Origin of the sequence: Allocoleopsis franciscana PCC 7113 (assembly GCF_000317515.1) — a bacterium.
Classification (GTDB): domain Bacteria; phylum Cyanobacteriota; class Cyanobacteriia; order Cyanobacteriales; family Coleofasciculaceae; genus Allocoleopsis; species Allocoleopsis franciscana.
In genome coordinates, this window is record NC_019738.1 from 4,362,743 (window position 1) to 4,384,549 (window position 21,807).

General features: G+C 45.7%; 17 protein-coding genes. 15 read left to right on the forward strand and 2 right to left on the reverse strand.

Annotation, left to right across the window (positions count from 1 at the left end; all coding sequences use genetic code 11):
* Window positions 1-200: 200 nt before the first annotated feature.
* Window positions 201-1,031, reverse strand: a complete 831-nt coding sequence (locus MIC7113_RS18115) for an Npun_R2479 family HD domain-containing metalloprotein (RefSeq protein WP_015183619.1) — start codon at window positions 1,029-1,031, stop codon at window positions 201-203.
* Between the two features lie 659 nt (window positions 1,032-1,690).
* Between MIC7113_RS18115 and MIC7113_RS18120 the strand changes: the two genes are divergently transcribed.
* From MIC7113_RS18120 to nuoK, 14 genes are all read left to right on the forward strand, one after another.
* Window positions 1,691-3,589 carry an AAA-like domain-containing protein gene (locus MIC7113_RS18120; RefSeq protein WP_015183620.1) on the forward strand — a complete coding sequence of 633 codons (1,899 nt, stop codon included), beginning with the start codon at window positions 1,691-1,693 and terminating at the stop codon, window positions 3,587-3,589.
* A gap of 43 nt (window positions 3,590-3,632) precedes the next feature.
* Window positions 3,633-3,803: a hypothetical protein gene (locus MIC7113_RS36570; protein ID WP_015183621.1), complete on the forward strand. Its 171-nt coding sequence runs from the start codon at window positions 3,633-3,635 to the stop codon at window positions 3,801-3,803.
* Between the two features lie 57 nt (window positions 3,804-3,860).
* Window positions 3,861-7,367 carry a GAF domain-containing protein gene (locus MIC7113_RS18125; RefSeq protein WP_015183623.1) on the forward strand — a complete coding sequence of 1,169 codons (3,507 nt, stop codon included), beginning with the start codon at window positions 3,861-3,863 and terminating at the stop codon, window positions 7,365-7,367.
* A 13-nt stretch (window positions 7,368-7,380) separates the two neighbouring features.
* On the forward strand, window positions 7,381-8,508 hold the full coding sequence (locus MIC7113_RS18130) for an AI-2E family transporter (protein ID WP_015183624.1): 1,128 nt from the start codon (window positions 7,381-7,383) through the stop codon (window positions 8,506-8,508).
* A gap of 214 nt (window positions 8,509-8,722) precedes the next feature.
* Entirely contained in the window at window positions 8,723-9,082 is a 360-nt protein-coding gene (locus tag MIC7113_RS18135) for a LapA family protein (protein WP_015183625.1), read from the forward strand.
* 146 nt (window positions 9,083-9,228) lie between these two features.
* Entirely contained in the window at window positions 9,229-10,059 is an 831-nt protein-coding gene (locus MIC7113_RS18140; RefSeq protein ID WP_015183626.1) for a segregation/condensation protein A, read from the forward strand.
* A 626-nt stretch (window positions 10,060-10,685) separates the two neighbouring features.
* Window positions 10,686-11,849, forward strand: a complete 1,164-nt coding sequence (locus MIC7113_RS18145) for a sugar phosphate nucleotidyltransferase (RefSeq protein ID WP_015183628.1) — start codon at window positions 10,686-10,688, stop codon at window positions 11,847-11,849.
* A 344-nt stretch (window positions 11,850-12,193) separates the two neighbouring features.
* Window positions 12,194-12,787, forward strand: a complete 594-nt coding sequence (locus tag MIC7113_RS18150; protein ID WP_216596329.1) for a DUF924 family protein — start codon at window positions 12,194-12,196, stop codon at window positions 12,785-12,787.
* Window positions 12,788-12,915: 128 nt separating this feature from the next.
* On the forward strand, window positions 12,916-13,659 hold the full coding sequence (locus MIC7113_RS18155) for a class I SAM-dependent methyltransferase (protein WP_015183630.1): 744 nt from the start codon (window positions 12,916-12,918) through the stop codon (window positions 13,657-13,659).
* A gap of 23 nt (window positions 13,660-13,682) precedes the next feature.
* A complete protein-coding gene (locus tag MIC7113_RS18160) occupies window positions 13,683-15,386 on the forward strand; it encodes an ABC-ATPase domain-containing protein (protein WP_015183631.1) in 1,704 nt (567 codons plus the stop codon).
* 302 nt (window positions 15,387-15,688) lie between these two features.
* Window positions 15,689-16,807 (forward strand): NADH-quinone oxidoreductase subunit NuoH, encoded by a 1,119-nt coding sequence (nuoH, locus tag MIC7113_RS18165; RefSeq protein ID WP_015183632.1) that lies wholly within the window; start codon window positions 15,689-15,691, stop codon window positions 16,805-16,807.
* 140 nt (window positions 16,808-16,947) lie between these two features.
* Window positions 16,948-17,553, forward strand: a complete 606-nt coding sequence (gene ndhI / locus MIC7113_RS18170) for an NAD(P)H-quinone oxidoreductase subunit I (RefSeq protein ID WP_172642285.1) — start codon at window positions 16,948-16,950, stop codon at window positions 17,551-17,553.
* Window positions 17,554-17,698: 145 nt separating this feature from the next.
* Window positions 17,699-18,322 carry an NADH-quinone oxidoreductase subunit J gene (locus MIC7113_RS18175; protein ID WP_015183634.1) on the forward strand — a complete coding sequence of 208 codons (624 nt, stop codon included), beginning with the start codon at window positions 17,699-17,701 and terminating at the stop codon, window positions 18,320-18,322.
* A 54-nt stretch (window positions 18,323-18,376) separates the two neighbouring features.
* A complete protein-coding gene (nuoK, locus tag MIC7113_RS18180; protein WP_015183635.1) occupies window positions 18,377-18,688 on the forward strand; it encodes an NADH-quinone oxidoreductase subunit NuoK in 312 nt (103 codons plus the stop codon).
* 116 nt (window positions 18,689-18,804) lie between these two features.
* Here the strand turns inward: nuoK and MIC7113_RS18185 are convergent, their stop codons facing one another.
* Complete coding sequence (locus MIC7113_RS18185) at window positions 18,805-19,830, reverse strand: DUF6745 domain-containing protein (RefSeq protein ID WP_015183636.1); 1,026 nt, start codon at window positions 19,828-19,830, stop codon at window positions 18,805-18,807.
* A 552-nt stretch (window positions 19,831-20,382) separates the two neighbouring features.
* On the opposite strand from MIC7113_RS18185, the gene leuC reads away from it, so the two are divergent.
* Window positions 20,383-21,786, forward strand: a complete 1,404-nt coding sequence (gene leuC, locus MIC7113_RS18190) for a 3-isopropylmalate dehydratase large subunit (protein ID WP_015183637.1) — start codon at window positions 20,383-20,385, stop codon at window positions 21,784-21,786.
* The last annotated feature ends 21 nt before the right edge of the window (window positions 21,787-21,807 follow it).

Sequence of the window (21,807 nt, forward strand, 5' to 3'; positions counted from 1 at the left end):
AGTACGACCTAGAAGAAAGCCAGCTAACTCACGATAACCGGAGGGCAGCTGGCTTTCTGTACACTGGCATCTTGCACCTTTTTCAGTAAGCTTTTTAGCCTCTTTCAACTGGATAGTTATTTCCGCCGCGCTGCACGATGTTTTTTTAACGCAGAGGGTCACAGAGGTTTTCGCCAAGGGACGCAGAGTTGGTGGATATGCTATTCGTGTTCGACCCGAAATACATTGGCGTAGAGATTGGCAATAATTTGCTTGCCCTCTAGGGTTGTTTCTAAGTAACGTAAGGCTGGCTGAATGTAGGGATAGGCACCTTTTCGATAAAAGGTTGGATAGTTCTTCCTTAAATCACCCGGTGTGCGATAACCTAAAGTTTTGTTTACGCCAGTTTCTTCAAACTCGTAGAATAGAGCAGGAATTTTTTGTAAGTAGCGTGGGTCACTGAGTTGACCAATTAAATCAGCGGCTCTGACTAAACCCGGATAGTTGATGGTATCGGAATGCTCCTCATCTAGAGGTACTGGGAAGCGAGTTAGCTCAATATAGCGCTGGATGACTTGGGCATCAAGGACGTTGTGAATGCCGAAGCGTTCGCTGATAAATAGTTTGCCCCGATCCACATGAAAAGGAGTCAAACTAGCGTCTGTGGAGCCACAAGGGAGTAAGATCATGATGTCCTCTAGACCGGTGGCATATAAGCTTTCGTCTTCTTTGTCTTGCTGACAGACTCCCTTGATGTAGCCAATGTCATGACACAGCAAGGCAATGATGAAATGTAACCAATCCTCACAGGAAACACCTCCTTCTCGGATGTGCTTGCCCCGCAAAATTTCCTGACCGACTAAGCTTACTAAGACGGTATGCTCGACGTTGTGATAGAGAGCATCACTATTGGCAATGATTTCCAAAGCCATATTTGCAGCCCATCCCAAAATGTCTGCATAATTCGGTTTGAGGTTACCGTAAGTCTGGCGATAGCCAGCTTTCAGGCGTTCAACACAGCTATTAATTAACACGGCTGTAGGATTAAACATCTTATGTATCCTCTGAAAAAAATAACCTAACTTTGTGAATCAAGTTACTGAAGGCAGGCGCTCAACCTATCAGTTAATAGATCGGTGATTTTTTGGGGTTAGGCTTGGACTTCACACAAAAATTAAATGAGTTATTTTACTCTGTGATCATTTTGGCTAAAATTTTAGTAATAAGGAATCAAGAAACCTCATAACTTTGTTCGATATTGATGTAGATCTGACAAGGCAAGAATCTTAAATAGAAGGAAAACTCAGTAAACCTCATAGAACCTCATAAAAAACTATAAACCCTGGAAATCAAGCTCAAAAAAAGCAAGATTAGCTAATTAAGATAAAGTTGGAGTAGTATGATTTTGAGCAAAAGATTTTTACCCTTAAATCAGATCCTTTGGGATCAGGTGTAAAGGGGTAAGAGAGAAGCAGGCCGTCAAAAGGCTATTTGAACTGAGTGAGAACTGGAGGCCAAATACCATGCACTTCATCTGATCTTAACAATTAGGGACTTATCATCGTTGTGATCGATGTCAACAATAGGAGCGATCTATATCTAAACCAATAGAGAAATGAAAACTTAGCCTTGAAACGTCAGCTTTCGGATCAAGTCATTCTTTGAAAAAAAATTATTATTTTAATTTAAAAATCCTAATTTTAGGAGAACCATGAAAGCTGAAGACGCACTAGAGTTTGTAGAAAAAATAGTTCATGCCAAAACAGGCAAACATTTAAATGACTTAGAGAGACAAGTCTTCCTTGGGTCTTACGAAGGGAAGACTTATGAGGAAATTTATCCTCTCAATCCTGAGTATGTAGAAAGATACGTGGGTTATCGATTATGGCAAAAGCTGTCAAACGTCTTCGAGGAAAGAGTTACCAAAAAAATGTTCCGAGGGGCGCTAGAGCGGGCGATCAAGAAAGAGTCCTTGCAGGTCGAAAAAGTAGATCAGAAACAGAGAGTTTTAATCTCACATTGGGCACAAGAGCCAGATTTGACACTTGCCTTGCAGTTGTGTGAAGCAGTGCAGGCGGCTAAACATCAAACGTTTAGGGCAACGGTAGGGTCAACTGGCAGAGATTTACCCACTCTGGAAGAAGATTGGATTGCTCAAATTGATACACAATTGAAGCTATGTGACTATTACTTGTTGCTATTGTCTCCTCAAGCGGCAGTGAGTGAGATGGCAATTGAGAAGTTGCGGCGGGCGAAAGAGTTGCGGGATTCCCGCCCAAACCACAAGCCCGTTGTGCTAGCAATTCGGATTAATTGTCCTCTCAATACGCCCTTGAATCATGACCTCCGCAGCTATTTACAAGGGATTGGACAGCGTGAATGGAAATCGCCTGCTGATACTCCAAACTTAATTCAAGAAATTCTGAATTTGTTGGTTGATGGGGAGAGAGAGGTAGGGGGAGAGTGGAACCCATTTGTTACCGAAGAGGAGACGGGGGGGGAGCAAAAAAATGTAACCCCATCTGCCTCTGCAACTGTACACTCCTCTGCGCTTGCCCTGGATAGCCCACCACTCCCTGTGGCGGAACCAGAGTTGCCGAGTGGTCAAGTGCGTCTCGCCTCTGCTTTTTATGTAGAGCGAGTTCCTTATGAAGCTCTCTGTTATAAGGAAATTTTACATCCAGGGGCTTTAATTCGGATTAAAGCGCCCAGGCAAATGGGCAAAACATCTTTGATGGCGAGAATTTTATATCATGCCAAAGAGCAGGGATATCGCACGGTACCGCTCTCTTTTCAACATGCCGATGCCGGAGTTTTTAGTAGTTTGAATCAACTCTTACAGTGGTTCTGTGCCAGAATTACGCGCAAACTACGTTTACCCCATCAGGTTGATGATTATTGGACGGATACTTATGGAAGTAAGGATAATTGTACCGATTACTTTCAAGATTGCCTCTTACCAGAAACCGATACTCCCCTGGTATTGGGTTTAGATGAAGTTGATCGAGTTTTCCAATACCCAATCATTGCTGATGATTTTTTTGGTTTATTGCGGGCTTGGTATGAAGAAGCTGGGTATGGTGATGGTGACTTGTGGGAAAAACTCCGATTGGTTGTGGTGCACTCGACGGAAGTTTATGTGCCGTTGAATGTGAATCAATCGCCATTTAATGTTGGTTTGCCGATTGAATTGCCGGAATTTATCCCTGAACAGGTACAAGATTTGACCCAGCGGCACGGATTAAATTGGAATGCCTCTCAGGTGGAGCAACTCATGTCTATTGTAGGTGGGCATCCTTATTTAGTCCGGGTCGCACTTTACAATCTGGCGACAGGACAACTTACCCTCGATCAATTATTAACCCAAGCCCCCACCGAAGCGGGGCTTTATGGTGACCATCTGCGCCGACATTTGTGGCATCTCCAACAGCATCCAGAGTTAGCCGCTGCATTTACTAAAGTTGTGACGACTCATGAACCTGTGGAATTAGAGTCTGTGGTGGCGTTTAAGTTACACAGTTTGGGTTTGGTACACTTACAGGGCAATTATGTTACGCCTCGATTTGATTTATATCGTCAATATTTTTATGAACGGTTAGCGACAACTTAAGGAAAATTGCCTCGTCAAAGTTGGGACATTAGGAGTTAATGCCATGTCTTCTCCAGTTCTAGGGGAAAAGTGTCGAAGCTTTTTCTTACCCTTGAGAGTCGTTCACACGATTTTGTCGGGAGTGGGAATTAGCGCTTTGATAGGAGTAGAGGAATGGGTGTATTTACAACGGCAACTCTTCCAAGTGGGGCACTCCAGCAAGTTGTCTGGCTAGAACTTGCCACAAATCCAAATGAATTTACGGCACAAATACAACAAGGGGCTAGCATCCATGATTGAGGATAGTGTATTTTCGACTCAACAGCGTATCCCAAGTAAAACGCTAAATCCAGATTATCACTACAAAGTTGGGGGGCATTTGCCATTAAATGCTCCTACCTATGTGGTACGGCAGGCAGATTTCGATCTTTATGAAGGGTTAAAAGCAGGGGAATTTTGTTATGTTCTTAACTCCCGGCAGATGGGAAAAACCAGCTTGCGAGTACGAACCATGCAAAAACTGCAAGCCGAAGGATTTGCCTGTGCGGCGATTGATTTGACGAAAATTGGTAGCCAGGATATTACCTCCGATAAGTGGTACAACGGGGTGATCAGAAGCCTGGTAAGAGGATTTAATTTATCGGACAAGGTGAATGATCGCACTTGGTTACGCGATCGCGAATACCTGCCTCCGGTGCAGCGTTTAAGTGAGTTTATCGAACAGGTACTACTGCCTTCCGTCAGCCAAAAAATCGTCATTTTTATAGACGAAATCGATAATACGCTCAGCTTAAATTTCAAAACCGATGATTTTTTTGCCTTTATCCGGGCTTGCATTGAGTACGAACGGCTAACTTTTGCCCTGTTAGGAGTCGCTACCCCTTCAGATTTGATTCAAAACAAAATTCGCACCCCATTTAATTTGGGGCGGGCCATTGAATTGCAGGGTTTTGAATTAGAAGAAGCACAGCCTTTAGCTGAAGGATTAGCGATCAAATCTCACTATCCCCAAGCTGTGCTGAAAGCGGTACTGGATTGGACAGGAGGGCAACCGTTTCTTACGCAAAAACTTTGCCACTTCATCTTCATTTCAGAATCTCCTATACCCATCGGTGGCGAGAAAATATGGGTGGAAAATTTAGTGCGATCGCGGATTATTGACAATTGGGAAGCGATGGATGAACCCCCCCATCTTAAGACGATACGCGATCGCCTGCTGCGAATTGGTCAGCGTAGCCGTGCGCTACTCGATCTCTATCAGCAAATTTTGGAACACGGTGAAATAGCAGCTACTGGCAGTCCCGAACACTTAGAATTGCGATTGTCCGGGTTAGTGGTCAAGCGAGACGGAAAATTAAGAGTTTGTAATCGTATTTATGCCTCTGTATTTAATCTCAGCTTGGTGAAAAAAGCCTTGGTAGACTTACATGCTGAATTTATGCAACTGGTCACCAAGCAAGAACAACGATTGTTGTCGATGCTCAGTATGATGAAGGGGAAAGGATTTGATGAACTCCTTCATGATATTTTGGGTTCCATTACTCTGAAAATCTGTGAATTAGTCAGTGTAGACCGCACCACTATTTTATTTGTCGATGAAGACCAAAAAGAATTATGGTCAATTATTGCCAGGGAGGGCAGTAGTCGATACCCAGAAATTGAAATTCTAGCTAGCAAAGAGACAGAAGGACGGGTCATTAATTTCAAAAAATTGGTGAGTACGCCCTTTAATTTTTGTGAGGATACAGAGAGTCGGGACGATAAGCGAGGCACAGCAAACGGTTACCATACCTACAACGAATTACTCTTACCTATCCTAAATGAGCAGGGTGATTTGGTTGCAGCCGTGCAGTTATTGAACAAACTGAAGCCGATCAATAATCCAGCCGCCCCCCTATCAGAAAGAGTTGATAAACTCGGATTCACCACCGCCGATCAAAAACAGTTTGAAGATTATGCTCCATCAATCCGACGTGTTTTAGAGCGATGTCAAGATTGTTATAAACTGACTCAAAAATTACACGCCGCAGAAGCACTGACGAAAGCCACACGTTACCTCTCGGAAAGTTTGGATTCGGATGAAATCCTCGGACGAGTCATGGATGCCGCCAAAAAACTCATGAATGCCGACCGAAGTACTCTCTGGCTGATAGCTCATGAGACAAATGAATTATGGACAAGAATACTTTTTGAAGATGGTTCTGTGAGAGAATTGCGGATACAGGTTGGACAAGGTTATGCCGGTAAAGTTGCCGCAACAGGTGAACCGCTCAATATTGCCTTCGATCTTTACGATCACCCTGATTGTGAAACAGCAAAGAAAACCGATCAACAGACAGGTTATCGAACTTGTAGCTTACTTTGTATGCCTGTTTTTAGTCCTGATGGCGAACTGTTGGGTGTTACTCAATTAGTGAATAAAAAGAAACCCGGTGAGTTTCCTGACTATGACCCTGCTGATTGGCCAAAAGCACCAGAATGTTTTAAGGCAAGCTTTGATGCCAACAGTCAGAAATATATGGAAATATTCAACGCTCAAGCTGGGGTTGCCCTGCAAAATGCCAAGAAGTTTGAGAGGGCTAAGGAAGAGGTAAAAACTCACAAAGAAAATGTAGTCAGTCAAACCCTATCCATGCTCAGTAAAGTCATGGAAAATGAGGGATTTGATGATGTTCTTGATGCAACTTTGCGTTCGATGACTATAAAAATGGGAAAATCCCTGAGAGCTGATAGAACCGCAATTTTCTTATTAGATCAAGAGAAAAATGAATTGTGGTCGATCCTCGCTGAAGAAGATGATGAAGGAGAACGCTCTTTAGAAATACGGATTCCTGCGGACAAAGGAATTGTGGGGGAGGTGGCATCCTGCAAGCAACTTGTCAATATTCCCTTCGATTTTTATGACGATTCGCGCTCAGCTACAGCTAAGGAGCAAGACAGGAAAAATGGATATCGTACTTATACAATGTTGGCCTTGCCATTGTTAAACGAGCAAGGTGATTTAGTCGCTGTGGTTCAGTTACTCAACAAATTAAAGCCGGGATATCACCGCACAGCTTCCTTAGCCGAAAAAGTGGATCAACAGGGCTTTACCAAAGCTGATGAACAAAAGTTTGCGGAAGACGCTCCTTTGATTCAAATGATACTTGAAAGCTTCCGTTCTTATCATAAAACAACCCGAGCTCAACGAGTGGCAGCCGCACTGATGGCAGCAACTCGTTCCGTCAGTCAGAGTAGTTTGGAACTTAACGAAATTCTCCAGCGAGTGATGGAAGCAGCCAAGAAACTGATGAATGCTGACCGTAGTACCTTATGGTTAATCGATTACAAAACTGGGGAATTGTGGACAAATATTCCCTTTGAAGATGGTTCGGATAAAGAACTCCGGGTACAGATAGGGGAAGGTTATGCAGGTAAAGTTGCAGAATCGGGTAAACCTCTGAATATTCCCTTTGACTTATATGGACGTCCCGATTCGGGAACGGCTAGGAAAACGGATCAAAAAAGTGGTTATCGCACCTATAGCTTGTTGTGTATGCCTGTTTTTAGCCCTGATGGCGATTTGATTGGTGTCACTCAACTCGTGAATAAGAAGAAACCCGGTGAATTTCCTGACTACGACCCAATCACGAATGGTATTGAAGCACCCGAACACTTCCGCATGAGTTTTGATGAAAGTGATGAAAAATATATGCAAATATTCAATAATCAAGCAGGGGTTATTTTGCAAAATGCTGAGCTTTTGGCAGAGGTGAAGCGCCAGGAGCAAACCCTACGAAATAACCTCAGTCAACCGTGATGGTTTTGCCTCAATGAGCCGCTATCCCCATCTATTTCCCCTGCACCGTTGGACTTCTGTGCAACGCCTTCTGTTTTTTGCTCTCTCCGGTCCGATTGTGGCACTCAATCTCTGGATTTTGTCCCAACTCTTTCGGTATTTTGAACACCTCATTGCCTTGCTGACTATTTCAGCCATTCTTGCCTTTCTGCTCAACTATCCTGTCCGATTTATAGCCCGGTTTTACCGAAGTCGGTCTCAGGCTGTGATTGTTGTTTTACTGATCACCTTGACACTATTGATCATTCTCGGAATCACACTAGTGCCCATTGTAATCGACCAATTTACCCAACTGTTAAACAATATCCCAGCTTGGTTAGACACCAGTAATGATAATCTCGACAAATTAGAAACTTGGGCAAAAGCACGCCGTTTGCCACTCAACATTAAATCTCTAAGCAATCGCCTTAATACTCGTATCGAAAATGAAGTTCAAGTCCTGGCAACTCAAGTCGTTGGATTTGCTCTAGGAACCCTATCCGGACTCTTCGATACTATCTTAGTTATTGTTCTGGCCTTTTATATGCTGCTTTATGGTGCCAGCCTTTGGCGAGGTCTAATTAACTTACTCCCCTCTAAAATAGGGATACCTTTTAGCGAATCCTTGCGGCTGAACTTTCAGAATTTTTTTATCAGCCAAATCCTTCTAGCCTTATTTATGGTCGCTACCCTAACTCCAATTTTTTTGGCATTAAGGGTTCCTTTTGCTCTGCTTTTTGCCCTGCTCATTGGCGTCGCTGAATTCATTCCTTTTATTGGTGCCACTTTGGGTATTGGTTTGGTTACAATTTTAGTTATGCTCAACAGCTTTTGGTTAGGGATTCGCGTTGCCATCGCTGCTGTTGTTATGCAGCAAATCAAAGATAATATTCTTGCCCCTAGATTAATGGGTGAATTTATTGGACTTAATCCCATTGTGATTTTTATTGCTTTATTAGTAGGAGGTCAGCTAGCTGGTGTGCTTGGCGTGATTGTTGCAGTCCCCATTGCTGGAACCCTTAAGGGCACGCTGGATGCCATGCGCCTACTGCACCAGCCCGCAGTCGTAACCACCGACACGATTACCCCTGAACCCTCTAGTCCTGTGCAAGTTGAGGAGTAAAGGAGTGGGAGAGTGGGGCTTAAGGCGCTGAAAGCTAAAATCTGCGATCGCCTCCAAACGGGGCTACTGGCGAGTTAGATTCGATCACCCCTGGGACTTCTCGTTCAGGTGAAAGACAAGTTAAAATTCCCAAATTAAACCGGTAAAGAGGACGGATTCTTCATTTTCCCTCTTGTAAAATTAGCAAGCGACTGAAGATTTAAGGATTCAGCTCATGCGACAGATTAATTTTTTGATTATTTTTGCTATGTGCTTGGCGTTGGTATTATTTAGTTTGGAAAATACCGAGCCGGCTGTGATTCGCATTGTTAATGGTGTTCAGGTGCAAGCCCCGATTGCGATTGAACTCATCTTGGCTATGGGGCTAGGGGCGATCCTGGCTTGGCTGTTCAGCATCTGGACAAGGTTACAACAGCAGCTACAATCCCTTAAAGCTAAACGCCAGATCCGTTCCAAAGAAGAGCAAATTGAAAAATTGGAGCAAGACGTGGAACGCTACAAGGCAGAAGTTGAACAGTTAGAGTTACCCGCTTTATCGGCTTCTAAAACCTTGTCAGAAGAAGTTGCAGGTTGAAGGTTATTAGGTTAGTAGGCTAGCACGTTAGGGAGTTGTCTTGTCAATTTCCAGCCGGGGTTACGGCTTCTGCTTTGCCTGACAACCTGACAACCTCCCCTCAACGTTCAACTTTTCACCCTTCAACCCTCTAACAGTAGTGCGCCATGACTGGAACACCGGCGACTGAAGCGATCGCTCTTCTGATTGATTTAGCACAGCGAGGAGAAATTGACCCTTGGGATGTGCAAGTAATTGAGGTGATTGACCGCTATTTAAGTACTCTGGCACTTGGAAATGAGACCGACAAGGGACGCCGTGATGCGGATTTATCCCAGTCGGGGCAAGCTTTTTTGTGGGCATCCATGCTGGTTTTACTCAAAGCCGATACCTTAAGGCGTTTAGAGGAGCCAGAGGATCTCGATTTCACCGAACTCCAGGAGGAGATCGACACCTCAGCAGAAGCGCGATTGCCCCTGCATCTAGAACGTCATCTGCGCCGCCGCAGAGCCGCCCCGCCTCTCAAGAGACGCCCGGTGACACTTTCTGAGCTGATTGAGCAATTGCAGCAGATGGCGACACAACTAGGGGATGGAGACTCTCCTGTACGCTCTCGTGCGCTTCGTCCCCGTCCTCAATCTCGAAGTCAGGCGGCTAAAGCGATCGCCCATCTGGCTCACGATGAAAATCTCACCGAACTCGCCATGCATCTCGAAGGCTTTATCTCCCAGCATTGGCAAGAACTTTCGGCAGGAAAAGATTGGCTAAATTTAGAACAACTGTTAGAGTGGTGGACGTTGTCACCAGCCGCGTCGGATCGAGCCGATTCCCTTGGGGATAGCTTGACGACCCACGCAGCATCCGTTGAGGCAACTGAAATAAAAACCAGCGATCGGGTCGGAGTCTTCTGGGCACTGCTACTCTTGTCGGCTCAGTCCAAGGTAGAGTTACACCAAGAGGAGTTTTACCAAGACTTAAAAATCCGGGCGCTGACGTAAACAGGGTGTTGTAATGAGGACGGGAGCTTGAAGATTCGGGACTAGGGAGTGGAGATTCGGGACTCAGTCGTGGGAACTAGGCAGACTAGGCAGCTAGGAACAAAATTTGCTCTGTTGTTTCCTCAGTCTATACCCTCTTGGTTGTCTCCTCTTATTCCAATCTCTAATCCCCAATGTCCAATCCCCCACTCAGTCAGGGTTGAAAGCTTGATCAAGCTGTACTTTGCAGGAAAATTCATATTCTGTTTCCTAAAAGTATAAATTTACCGGTTGCCGTCACTTTCTTGGAGAGAGTACGGTGGAAGTAAACTCAGTGATATTGAGTTCAAAAGCCTGTTAACTTCTTATTTTTAGAAAGAACAGGGTTATCAGTTTGGCCGTTTGCAGCCGAGAACGTGGACTTTCAGATGCTTCCCTAGGTGGCTCCGTACCTTTAATTCTTTGCCGATAGTCGGTAAGCGTATGGATAGTCTATCGTTTTGTTAACTGATCGCTGTCATTTTTTCGAGTCAATCGGAACAAGTCTACAGACAAAAGTCCCACGCTTAATTTCGACAGACTGGTTAAAATCAGACTCAATTCACTTTCACCAAATATTTGTCGCCTAGGTTGAGGAAGAAAAATTCATGAAAGCCATGATTCTAGCGGCTGGTAAGGGGACACGGGTTCGCCCCATCACCTACACCATCCCCAAACCCCTGATTCCCATCCTGCAAAAACCAGTGATGGAATTTTTACTAGAACTGCTACGACGGCATGGCTGTGACCAAGTTGTCGTTAACGTCAGTCATCTAGCTAACGAAATTGAAAGTTATTTCCGTGATGGACAGCGCTTCGGTGTCCAGATTGCTTATTCATTTGAAGGTCGAATTGTAGATGGGCAACTGGTGGGAGAAGCCCTCGGTTCGGCTGGCGGAATGCGGCGTATCCATGACTTTTATCCCTTTTTTGATGATACGTTTGTGGTTCTGTGTGGCGATGCCCTGATTGACCTGGACTTAACGGCAGCGGTGAAGATGCACAAAGAAAAAGGTGCAATTGCTACCATCGTGACCAAAACTGTGCCCCTAGAGCAGGTTCCTAGCTACGGTGTCGTTGTCACGGACGAAACCGGTCGGGTTAAAGCTTTTCAGGAAAAGCCCTCCGTGGAGGAAGCGCTCAGTACCAATATCAACACCGGTATTTATATTTTTGAGCCAGAAGTTTTAGATTATATACCCTCTGGTCAAGAATATGACATCGGTGGTGAGTTATTTCCGAAATTAGTGGAAATGGGCGCTCCGTTTTATGCGGTGCCTATGGATTTTGAGTGGGTGGATATCGGCAAAGTTCCCGACTATTGGCACGCCATTCGCAGTGTCCTCCGGGGCGATATCAAGAATGTGCAGATTCCAGGTAAAGAAGTGTTTCCAGGCATCTACGCCGGATTGAATGTGGCGGTTAATTGGGACAAGGTGGATATCCAAGGCCCGGTTTATATTGGTGGCATGACTCATATCGAAGATGGGGCGAAGATAATTGGCCCCACGATGATTGGCCCCAATTGCTGGATTTGTAGCGGCGCAACCGTTGATAACAGCGTGATTTTTGAATACTCCCGTCTAGGAGCTGGAGTGCGCTTGGTTGATAAGCTGGTGTTTGGTCGTTACTGTGTGGACAAGACCGGTGCCACCATTGACGTTCAGGCCGCTGCCTTGGATTGGTTGATTACCGACACTCGTCGGACTCTGCCCTCCCAGGAACCCGCCGAACGGCAGGCGATCGCAGAACTTCTGGGAACGGATGGGTAGTTTCCCAGTCTGAGGCTTGAGTGATAGCCATTCCGGCTGGGAGCATCCCAAATGTGTAAACTGCCCCTCAGACTAGAAGTCTGGGGCTATACAAACGAAGTCCGCCAGCGCGGACTAATCTTTAGCCTGCGGAGGCAGGCTTGGTTTGTGTAGCTGCGATTTCTAATCGCCTGGTATTTTTGCTTGCATTGGGATGCTCCCTTCCGGCTGAACACTCGCCCTTGAACACAACCATCCGGGCTGAACCCCATAAGCTGAATTGAATTGGGCTTATAATGGGTCAACGTCCGGATGGTTGTACTCTCTTGTCAACCCTACCTCACCGTTGTCTTGCCGCCCCCTGAATGTCGCCATCCATGCATTTATTGCCAGCCCCGGAAATTTTAGACTTTTGGTTTGGGCAACCGGATGAGGACGGTTATGGCAAATCCCGAAAAATCTGGTTTATCAAGAACCCAGAATTCGATGAAGAAGTGCGATCGCGCTTTTTGCCCACTTATCAACAAGCCGCCGCCGGTGAACTGGACTCCTGGAAGGCATCACCCCACACCTGTTTAGCACTGATTCTCCTGCTCGATCAATTCCCCCGCAACCTGTTTCGCGGACAACCCCAAGCCTTTGCGACTGACTCACTCGCGCTGGCTTACGCCCAACATGCGGTTGCCAACGGTTTCGACCAAGAATTGCTGCCCATACAACGACAGTTTATCTACCTACCCTTTGAACACAGTGAGAACCTAGCGCATCAGCATCAGTGTTTAGAGTTGTTCTCAACCTTGAAAGATGAGCCAGAATGTGTAAGTGGTATCGATTATGCCCACCGTCACTTCCAAGTCATTGAACGTTTTGGGCGTTTTCCTCATCGCAACCAGATTTTAGGTCGAGAAACCACTCCAGAAGAAGGAGAATTTCTCAAACAACCGGGTTCATCCTTTTAGGTTGAAGGAGTGAAACGTTGAAAGCAGCCCATCCAACTCCCCGATCAACCGCCGCCAATCGCTTCAAGGGTGTCCATACCCCCTAATTCTATGTAAAATAATAGTCTTTCAAATGACATTATTAGGATATGGAAGATAAGTACCCTGAACGGAAGTTGTCTGAAGAAGAGCGTTTTAAGTCTGACTATTTTTCTTACTTTGAACAGCCGGAAAATGCTACTCGCTATACACCAACAGTTTATTTTATAGAAGAGGCTTTTAAAGAAAGGCCCTACTCTTTACTGGATCTGGGGTGTGGGAATGGGGCTTTGCTCAAATATCTACCTTCTCGATGTAACTATGTGGGGCTAGATCACAGCGAATATGCAATTAAATACTGTTTAGAGCTATATCCCAACAGAACCTTTGTTTGTCAAGATTTATCAGTTTTTATTGAGAAACTTGCGGCTCAAAATAAAAAGTTTGATGCTGTGGTGCTTTCCGGCATGATATTTCATACCGTTGATAAAGAAAGCCAACACCACAAGAATGAGCAAGAAATCATTCAGTTTTGTCTCGACAACATAATCAGAGACAAAGGATATCTAGTCATAATTATAGGCTTTAACTATGGCGACCATCCAGCTCATAGTTTGTTTGTTCGAGCGAAATGGTTACACGATTTAGCAGAAAAAATCCTGAAAACAACCAAGGCAAAAATTGTTTACGAGAACATGTCCCTACAGCTAGGATTAGAAGAAAGAATTATACAGCAAAAAGTGATGCCTGACTGGTTTGTTCCGGATAGCACTACTGACTATTCAAGTGAGTTTGCTGGAACATATATGGCAAGTTGGACATTTATTGCCTCTCCTTTATCCGGGAAAAATTAGCTCTTAAAAAGCAACTTGGTATCATGACAAATCGAGAGACTCTGCGCCAACTTCTTTTGCAACTCGATAACAGAAGCTACAAAGCCTATCGAGATATTAAAGGACGCTACCAGTTTCCCGACTTTACCCTAATTATCGATCGCGTCCAAGGCGATCCCTTCGCCAGTCCCAGCCAATTGCGGGTGCAACTCCCTCATTCCGTTGCGGGTTTTCCCCCCAATCTCTACCAAACCCGCAGCCGAGAAATTGCCCTCCGAGATTACCTCACTCGTCAGTTTGCCAAAGCCGCACAGGAACTCAGCAGTCGGCGGGGGACTGGCAAGAGTGGAATGATGGCGATTGTGCCGGTGGGACAATCGGTACTCGATCGCACTTCCGCTTTGATTACCCCTGAATTCCTCGAAGTTCGCTTTGTGGTTGGCTTACCCGCACGGGGACGTAGTATCTTGGGGCGTCAAGCGGTGGAAATGCTTTGTGAAGATATCCCCGAAATTGTTGACAAAGCGCTCAAATATCAGTCTTTAAATCCAAACCCAATTCAGCAGCAGGTGGAAACCGTCGAAGATGCCGACGGCTTGCGTCAACAATTGTCAGAACGGGGACTGGTTGCCTTTATTCCCGATGGGGCGATGCTGCCGCGACGCAGTGGGGTGGATGAACGCCCTTTACTCACGGAAGCAGTCCCCTTCCATTCCCCAGAACCCTTGCGGGTGGAATTCACCTGTCCTAATCGGGGGTTAGTCACGGGCATGGGCATTCCTGCGGGGATTACCCTGATTGTCGGCGGTGGCTATCATGGCAAGTCTACCTTACTCCGAGCGATTGAGTTAGGCGTTTACAACCACATCCCGGAAGATGGACGGGAGTTGGTGGTGACTGATGCGGGGGCGATGAAGATTCGGGCGGAGGATGGACGAAGTATTGTCGGTGTGGATATTTCGCCGTTTATTAACCAGTTACCTCAAGGTCGTTCTACCCGTCAATTTTCCACCACCAATGCCAGTGGAAGTACTTCGCAAGCGGCAAACATTATGGAAGCGTTGGAAGCGGGGGCAACGTTACTGCTGGTGGACGAGGACACGGCGGCAACTAACTTTATGATTCGCGATCGCCGAATGCAGCAGTTGATTGCCAAGGATAAAGAACCGATTACACCCTTGATCGACAAGATACGACAACTCTATACCGATTATGGTGTCTCCACGATTTTAGTGATGGGTGGCAGTGGCGATTACTTTGATGTGGCGGATACGGTGATTGCGATGGAAAACTTCCAACCCGATGATGTTACGGCAAAAGCCAAGGCGATCGCACAGCAACACCAAACAGAACGCACTCCTGAAGGCGGCGAAACGTTTGGGCACATTACACCCCGCATCCCCTTAGCCGAAAGTATAGACCCTAGTCGCGGTCAGCGCGATGTCAAGTTGAAAGTCCGGGATGTCGATGAGGTGGTATTTGGGACTGAGGAGATTGATTTAGCGGCAGTGGAGCAAATTGTGGAGAGAGGGCAATTGAGAGCGATCGCATCTGCTATTGTTTACGCGAAGGAGGAATATATTAAAGGACAGCGTCCACTGCCAGAGATTCTTAATCAGGTGATGGCAGATATTGAGACACAAGGATTAGATATTCTCAGTCATTTGCCGGAAGGGGATTTAGTTTTATTTCGCCGCTTTGAACTGGCGGCGGCTTTAAATCGCTTGCGATCGCTCAAAGTGAGGTGATGCCGAATAAGTTGTATTTGAACAACAGACTTAATCGATTCAATTCCTAACTTCATCATGAGTTTGAACGAGTATCAGCTAGATCTATACAGACTATAGAGGCTCTCGCAACTGATAAGAAATCAGAAGAAAATCTAACCATTGTGATAAGTATAAATTCTGAAGTGTGGTGCTGAGCCAAGAACCATCCAACGATATACTAGGCAGAGAGGCTCCTAAAAAAATCTTTACAAAAGAGCTGTATAGATGTATTCGATACTCTGTGTATCGCACTGCCTCAGTAATTACACGTATCGGCAAAGATGAATCCAGGAATTGACCTCCAAGGAAATTTTATTGAATCGCTTAGGGACTTGGGCATCCCACCGGGTGCGGCTAAAGCCATTTGGATGCCGCTACCGATGTTTCTCATGATTATCGGTACAACGGTGGGCGTCTTGGTACTTGTCTGGCTAGAACGGAAAATTTCTGCTGCGGCTCAACAGCGGATTGGCCCCGAATACGCCGGTCCCCTGGGTGTTCTCCAGCCTGTAGCAGATGGTCTGAAGCTAGTCTTTAAAGAAGACATTGTCCCTGCTAAAGCGGATCGGTGGCTCTTTACACTCGGACCCATCCTTGTCGTTTTGCCTGTGTTTCTGTCCTACTTAATTGTGCCTTTTGGACAGAACCTCGTCATCACTGATGTGGGAACAGGAATCTTCTTATGGATTGCTTTATCCAGCGTTCAGCCGATTGGTCTGTTAATGTCAGGCTATGCCTCCAACAATAAATACTCGCTGTTGGGTGGCTTGAGGGCGGCAGCACAATCGATTAGTTACGAAATTCCTCTAGCGCTGGCAGTCCTCGCTGTTGTGCTGATGTCCAACAGCCTGAGCACCATTGATATTGTGGAGCAGCAATCGGGCTACGGCATTTTAGGTTGGAACATTTGGCGTCAACCCGTGGGTTTCCTGATCTTTTGGATTTCCGCTTTGGCAGAATGTGAGCGACTACCCTTTGACCTTCCGGAAGCGGAAGAAGAACTCGTGGCTGGGTATCAAACCGAGTACGCTGGGATGAAATTTGCTCTGTTTTATATCGGTTCCTACGTCAACTTAGTGCTTTCTGCCTTACTCGTTGCCGTTCTGTACCTGGGTGGCTGGGAATTTCCTATTCCTCTCGATCAGTTAGCCAATTGGCTGGGTGTGAGTGAAACCAGTTCTTGGTTGCAGGTAATCACTGCATCACTGGGGATTAGTATGACCCTCCTTAAGGCATATTTTCTGGTCTTTATTGCCATTTTGCTGCGCTGGACTCTTCCCCGCGTTCGTATTGACCAGCTTCTTAATCTAGGATGGAAGTTCCTGCTTCCCATCGGTCTGGTTAATCTACTCCTGACTGCCGCCCTTAAATTAGCATTTCCTTTTGCCTTTGGTGGTTAGATTGAAGGTTGCAGGTTAGTCAAGTTAGAAGGTTAAAACTTTTAACTTATCCTTGGGCTTCTCCTATGGAGTACAACCTGTTAACTTTCACCTCTCTTCCGACCAAGGACTTTAAAAAGAGAGAGACACTCACAACTATGCTGAAGTTCCTTAAACAAGTTGGCGACTACGCCAAAGAAACCGTTCAAGCCGCCCGCTATATTGGTCAAGGTCTATCGGTTACCTTCGACCACATGCAACGGCGTCCGGTCACAGTACAGTATCCTTACGAGAAACTTATCCCTTCCGAGCGGTTTCGCGGTCGGATTCACTTTGAGTTTGATAAGTGTATTTCTTGCGAAGTCTGTGTTCGGGTTTGTCCAATTAACCTACCTGTTGTAGACTACGACTTTGACAAAGCTAGCAAGAAGAAAAAACTCAAGAGCTACAGCATTGATTTCGGGGTTTGTATCTTCTGCGCCAACTGTATCGAATACTGCCCAACCAACTGTCTATCCGCAACCGAAGAGTACGAAATCTCTACCTATGAGCGCCACGAACTCAACTATGACAATGTGGCAATGGGAAGGCTACCGTACAAAGTGACACAAGACCCAATGGTCACTCCCTTACGCGAACTCGCTTACCTGCCGAAGGGTGTTTTAGACCCCCACGATTTGCCTCAAGGTTCTCAACGCGCTGGTTTGCGTCCAGAGCAAATTGCTCAGCAGATGGAACCCAAGAAAGAAGAAACGACACAGAAATAGTTGTCAACTGATTAGGGATTTAGGACTTTAGATTTTGGATGAATCATTGGTGTGGCTTTCTTCACAGCCATGCATCAACCCTACTCCTAAAATCCAAAATCCAAAATCCAAATCTAAACTTAACCGTCAAGGAGATTAGGTAACGGTGAATCTAGCGGAAGGAGTTCAGCTTGTTTCATTTGGCATATTGTCAGTGATGATGATTGGGACCGCTTTGGGCGTTGTTTTACTTTCCAACATCGTCTACTCGGCTTTTTTATTGGGTGGTGTCTTCGTCAGCATTGCCGGTTTATATCTTTTACTCAATGCTGACTTTGTGGCAGCGGCACAATTATTGATTTATGTTGGGGCTGTTAACGTCCTCATTTTGTTTGCCATCATGCTGGTGAACAAGCGAGAGGATTTTGCGCCAATGGCTAATCGCTGGATTCGCCAAGGAACAACCGCACTCGTTTGTACCGGTTTGTTTGTACTCCTGAGCACAATGGTACTGGCGACACCGTGGTCTGTTTATACGGGTGTTCCTATCATTGGTGACAGTTCGGTGGTGAAGATTGGGATGCATTTCTTCAGCGACTTTTTATTGCCGTTTGAGTTAGCATCTGTTTTGTTGTTAATGGCAATGGTGGGTGCAATTATCTTGGCACGTCGGGATTATATTCCAGAGGAACTCATCCCTCGTGATAGTGGTACAGCAACGGCTTCAACGTTGCCAGAACGCCCGCGTGAATTGGTGTCAGCCGCTGGTACGACTCCAAGAGAACGTTAAGGGAATTCATCCTTCAGCCTTAATTAAAAATCCAGTTGAACACACAGAAGATTCATGCACCTCCAACTTCAATACTTCTTACTTTTAGCGGCTGCTTTGTTCTGTATTGGCATTTATGGCTTAATTACAAGTCGCAATGCTGTTCGAGTGCTGATGTCAATCGAACTAATGCTAAATGCCGTGAACCTGAATTTAATGGGGTTCTCCAACTTTATTGATCCACAAGAGATTAAAGGTCAGGTTTTTACGGTATTTGTTATTACTGTGGCAGCAGCAGAAGCAGCAGTCGGTTTAGCGATTGTGCTTTCGATTTACCGCAACCGTGAGACGGTGGATATGGAGCAATTTAACCTGCTCAAGTGGTAAATTGTCTGCCTTTAAGGACATTCGTATTGTCGAAGCTTAATGGACTATGAACGCCTGCCGATATCGGTGGGCGTTTTTGTTGGTCGGGTATGCGATCGCTACCTCTCTAAAGAATCTCAAGTTTGTACAGAAAACTCCTCTGAATTTATTCCCCAATTGACCCATGCAATCGCTTCTCTAACTGATTGCACATCAGGCGGAACACGTAAGGCATGGATGTATCCCGTGCTAGGACAGGTCATTTTTAAGAGATGAATTGGCTCCACATCCACATCAGAATCGATTTTCAAGAGGGTGTATTCTTGCCAAGAATCTAATTCAAGGGCTTGTAACTCCTGACAAATTCGGACGTAACCAATTTCCTGAATTAATATTCGTCTCAGCTCAGTGTTGTTCTCTTCTAATAACCACTTAGCTTGCCACTGATGCGGCTGAACTGCTCCATATTTTTCCGGTAATCTTACCCCATGATAGGCGTACACATTGAATCTCTCATAGGCAACCGCAGGTACTCCTAATCCATGCAATCTTCCCTGTTCATCTAAGTGAATCATTGAAGGTTTAGGCGTAACAACCGCAATATTTTTAAACGCCCACCACCAACCGCAGTGCTTAGCCGTAGCCCATAACCCTTTTAGCTTCGAGCAATCAACGCCAATTGCATCAAAGTAGGCATATCTAGCCAGTGATTGCACATCCTGTAAACCCCAGGCACTTCCAATCTGATCGAAGACAGCCTCTCCAACAGCTTCCTTAACAGCCATCTCGACATTGAAGAGAGTATCCTCAACAGCAGCTTCCACAGCCTCTGCGATCGCATCTTCGATCACGTACCGAATTGCATCCCCGACAGCCGCTCTCACCGTATTAAAAGCCGTATTGAAGACGGCAGCCCGGATAGCCTCCTTGCGAAGATCTGCCTCAGAAGCGATATAAGTTAGCGCCTCCACAGGATTCTTAAACCACAAGATTTTTTGAGGTGGCTTTAATCGAGCGCTCTTATAAGCCAGCGCGATCGCATGTTCGGCTTTTTGAGGATTAATCGGTGTTATATCTAAACCAATGCGTATCCACTCATCCCGAATTATAGGCATGAGGGCTTGTTGTTCTGGTGTGAGTTCGGTAATTTGTTGGTGTCTCATTTCACGGAAAGCTCTCCCCTCAACTATTTAGCTTATTCTGTAGTGATGGAAGCTACCATTGTTATTTACTAAGGTTTTTACAGAAAAATATTCTACATCGATTCATCAATCGACCCAATTTAGGACTTGACAAATTAATTTTATATCAGGCGGCACTCGCAAAGTTGGTAATTGCCCTACACCTCCTCACCATTTCTACCTAAGAATAAGCTGGAATCAGTTGAGTAATCTAATCGCTCTCTCTAGGCGATGCTTTACAAGCTTAGGCTGCGCTCGAATTTCATCTAAAACTAGAAATATAAAACGCTTCAAAAATAGGCATAAGTTAGGCTACTCTAGCCACAAAAGCAAAGGCAAAGGAAAGATATTCTTATTCAAGGATGCCTAATGGAGAACGAATGAGCAACAACTTTCAGAAATGTTCATTTGATGGTCGGAGCTGATATGAGTGACGCGATCGTTCTACAATAAAAGATTCAAGCATCTAACCGATCGCCGATCGCAACTGGTGACTTGCCACTATCCTTAGATTCAACTGGCTGCCTTTTCGAGATGAGCGCTAGAACACTATTTGATAAAGTTTGGGACTACCATACCGTCGGCATTTTGCCTTCCGGTCAGACTCAACTATTGATTGGTTTACACTTAATCCACGAAGTTACCAGTCCCCAAGCTTTTGCTATGCTGCGGGAACGGGGGCTGAAGGTGCTATATCCAGATCGCACTGTTGCTACCGTCGATCATATCGTCCCCACCGATAACCAAGCGCGTCCTTTTGTTGATGTCCTGGCAGAAGAGATGATGCAAGCTTTGGAAAAAAGCTGTAAAGAACACAATATTCGCTTTTATAACATCGGGTCTGGAAGTCAAGGAATTGTCCATGTGATTGCCCCCGAACTGGGGTTAACCCAACCCGGCATGACAATCGCTTGCGGTGACTCTCATACCTCAACCCATGGGGCATTTGGGGCGATCGCATTTGGCATCGGCACTTCTCAAGTCCGCGATGTCCTCGCCTCCCAAACCCTCGCCTTATCTAAACTCAAAGTCCGCAAAATTGAAGTTAATGGCAAATTGCCTGCCGGTGTTTATGCCAAAGATGTCATTCTCCATATCATCCGTACCCTGGGTGTGAAAGGGGGGGTTGGCTATGCTTATGAGTTTGCAGGTACTACCTTTGAGCAAATGAGCATGGAAGAACGGATGACCGTTTGCAATATGGCGATCGAGGGAGGTGCTCGTTGCGGTTATGTTAATCCGGATGAAGTGACATTTGAATACCTCAAGGGTAGAGACTTTGCCCCCAAAGGTGAAGACTGGGAGAAAGCCGTAGAATGGTGGACTAGCATCCGCAGCGATGAGGATGCCGTTTATGATGATGTCGTCACCTTTGAGGCGGCAGAAATTGCCCCCACGGTAACTTGGGGAATTACTCCGGGACAGGGAATTGCCATTAATGAAGTGGTTCCCACACCGGAGAGTATGCCGGAAAGTGAACGTGCGATCGCACAAGAAGCCTACCACTACATGCACCTCTCTCCAGGCGCACCCCTTCAGGGTACAAAAGTTGATGTCTGCTTTATTGGTAGCTGTACCAATGGACGGCTCAGTGACTTGCGCGAAGCGGCAAAATATGCTAGGGGAAAGCGAGTAGCGGAGGGAGTAAAGGCGTTTGTCGTCCCTGGTTCAGAACGGGTGAAACAGGAAGCAGAAGCAGAAGGATTGGACAAAATCTTCTTAGAAGCTGGGTTTGAGTGGCGCGAACCCGGATGTTCCATGTGTCTGGCGATGAATCCTGACAAACTCCAAGGGAATCAGATTAGCGCGTCGTCGTCTAACCGCAATTTCAAAGGCCGTCAGGGTTCGTCAACGGGACGCACATTGCTCATGAGTCCGGCGATGGTAGTTGCTGCTGCTGTTAAGGGTGAAGTTGCTGATGTAAGAGAGTTGTTGTAGAAAGTACGAAATCGATTCAAT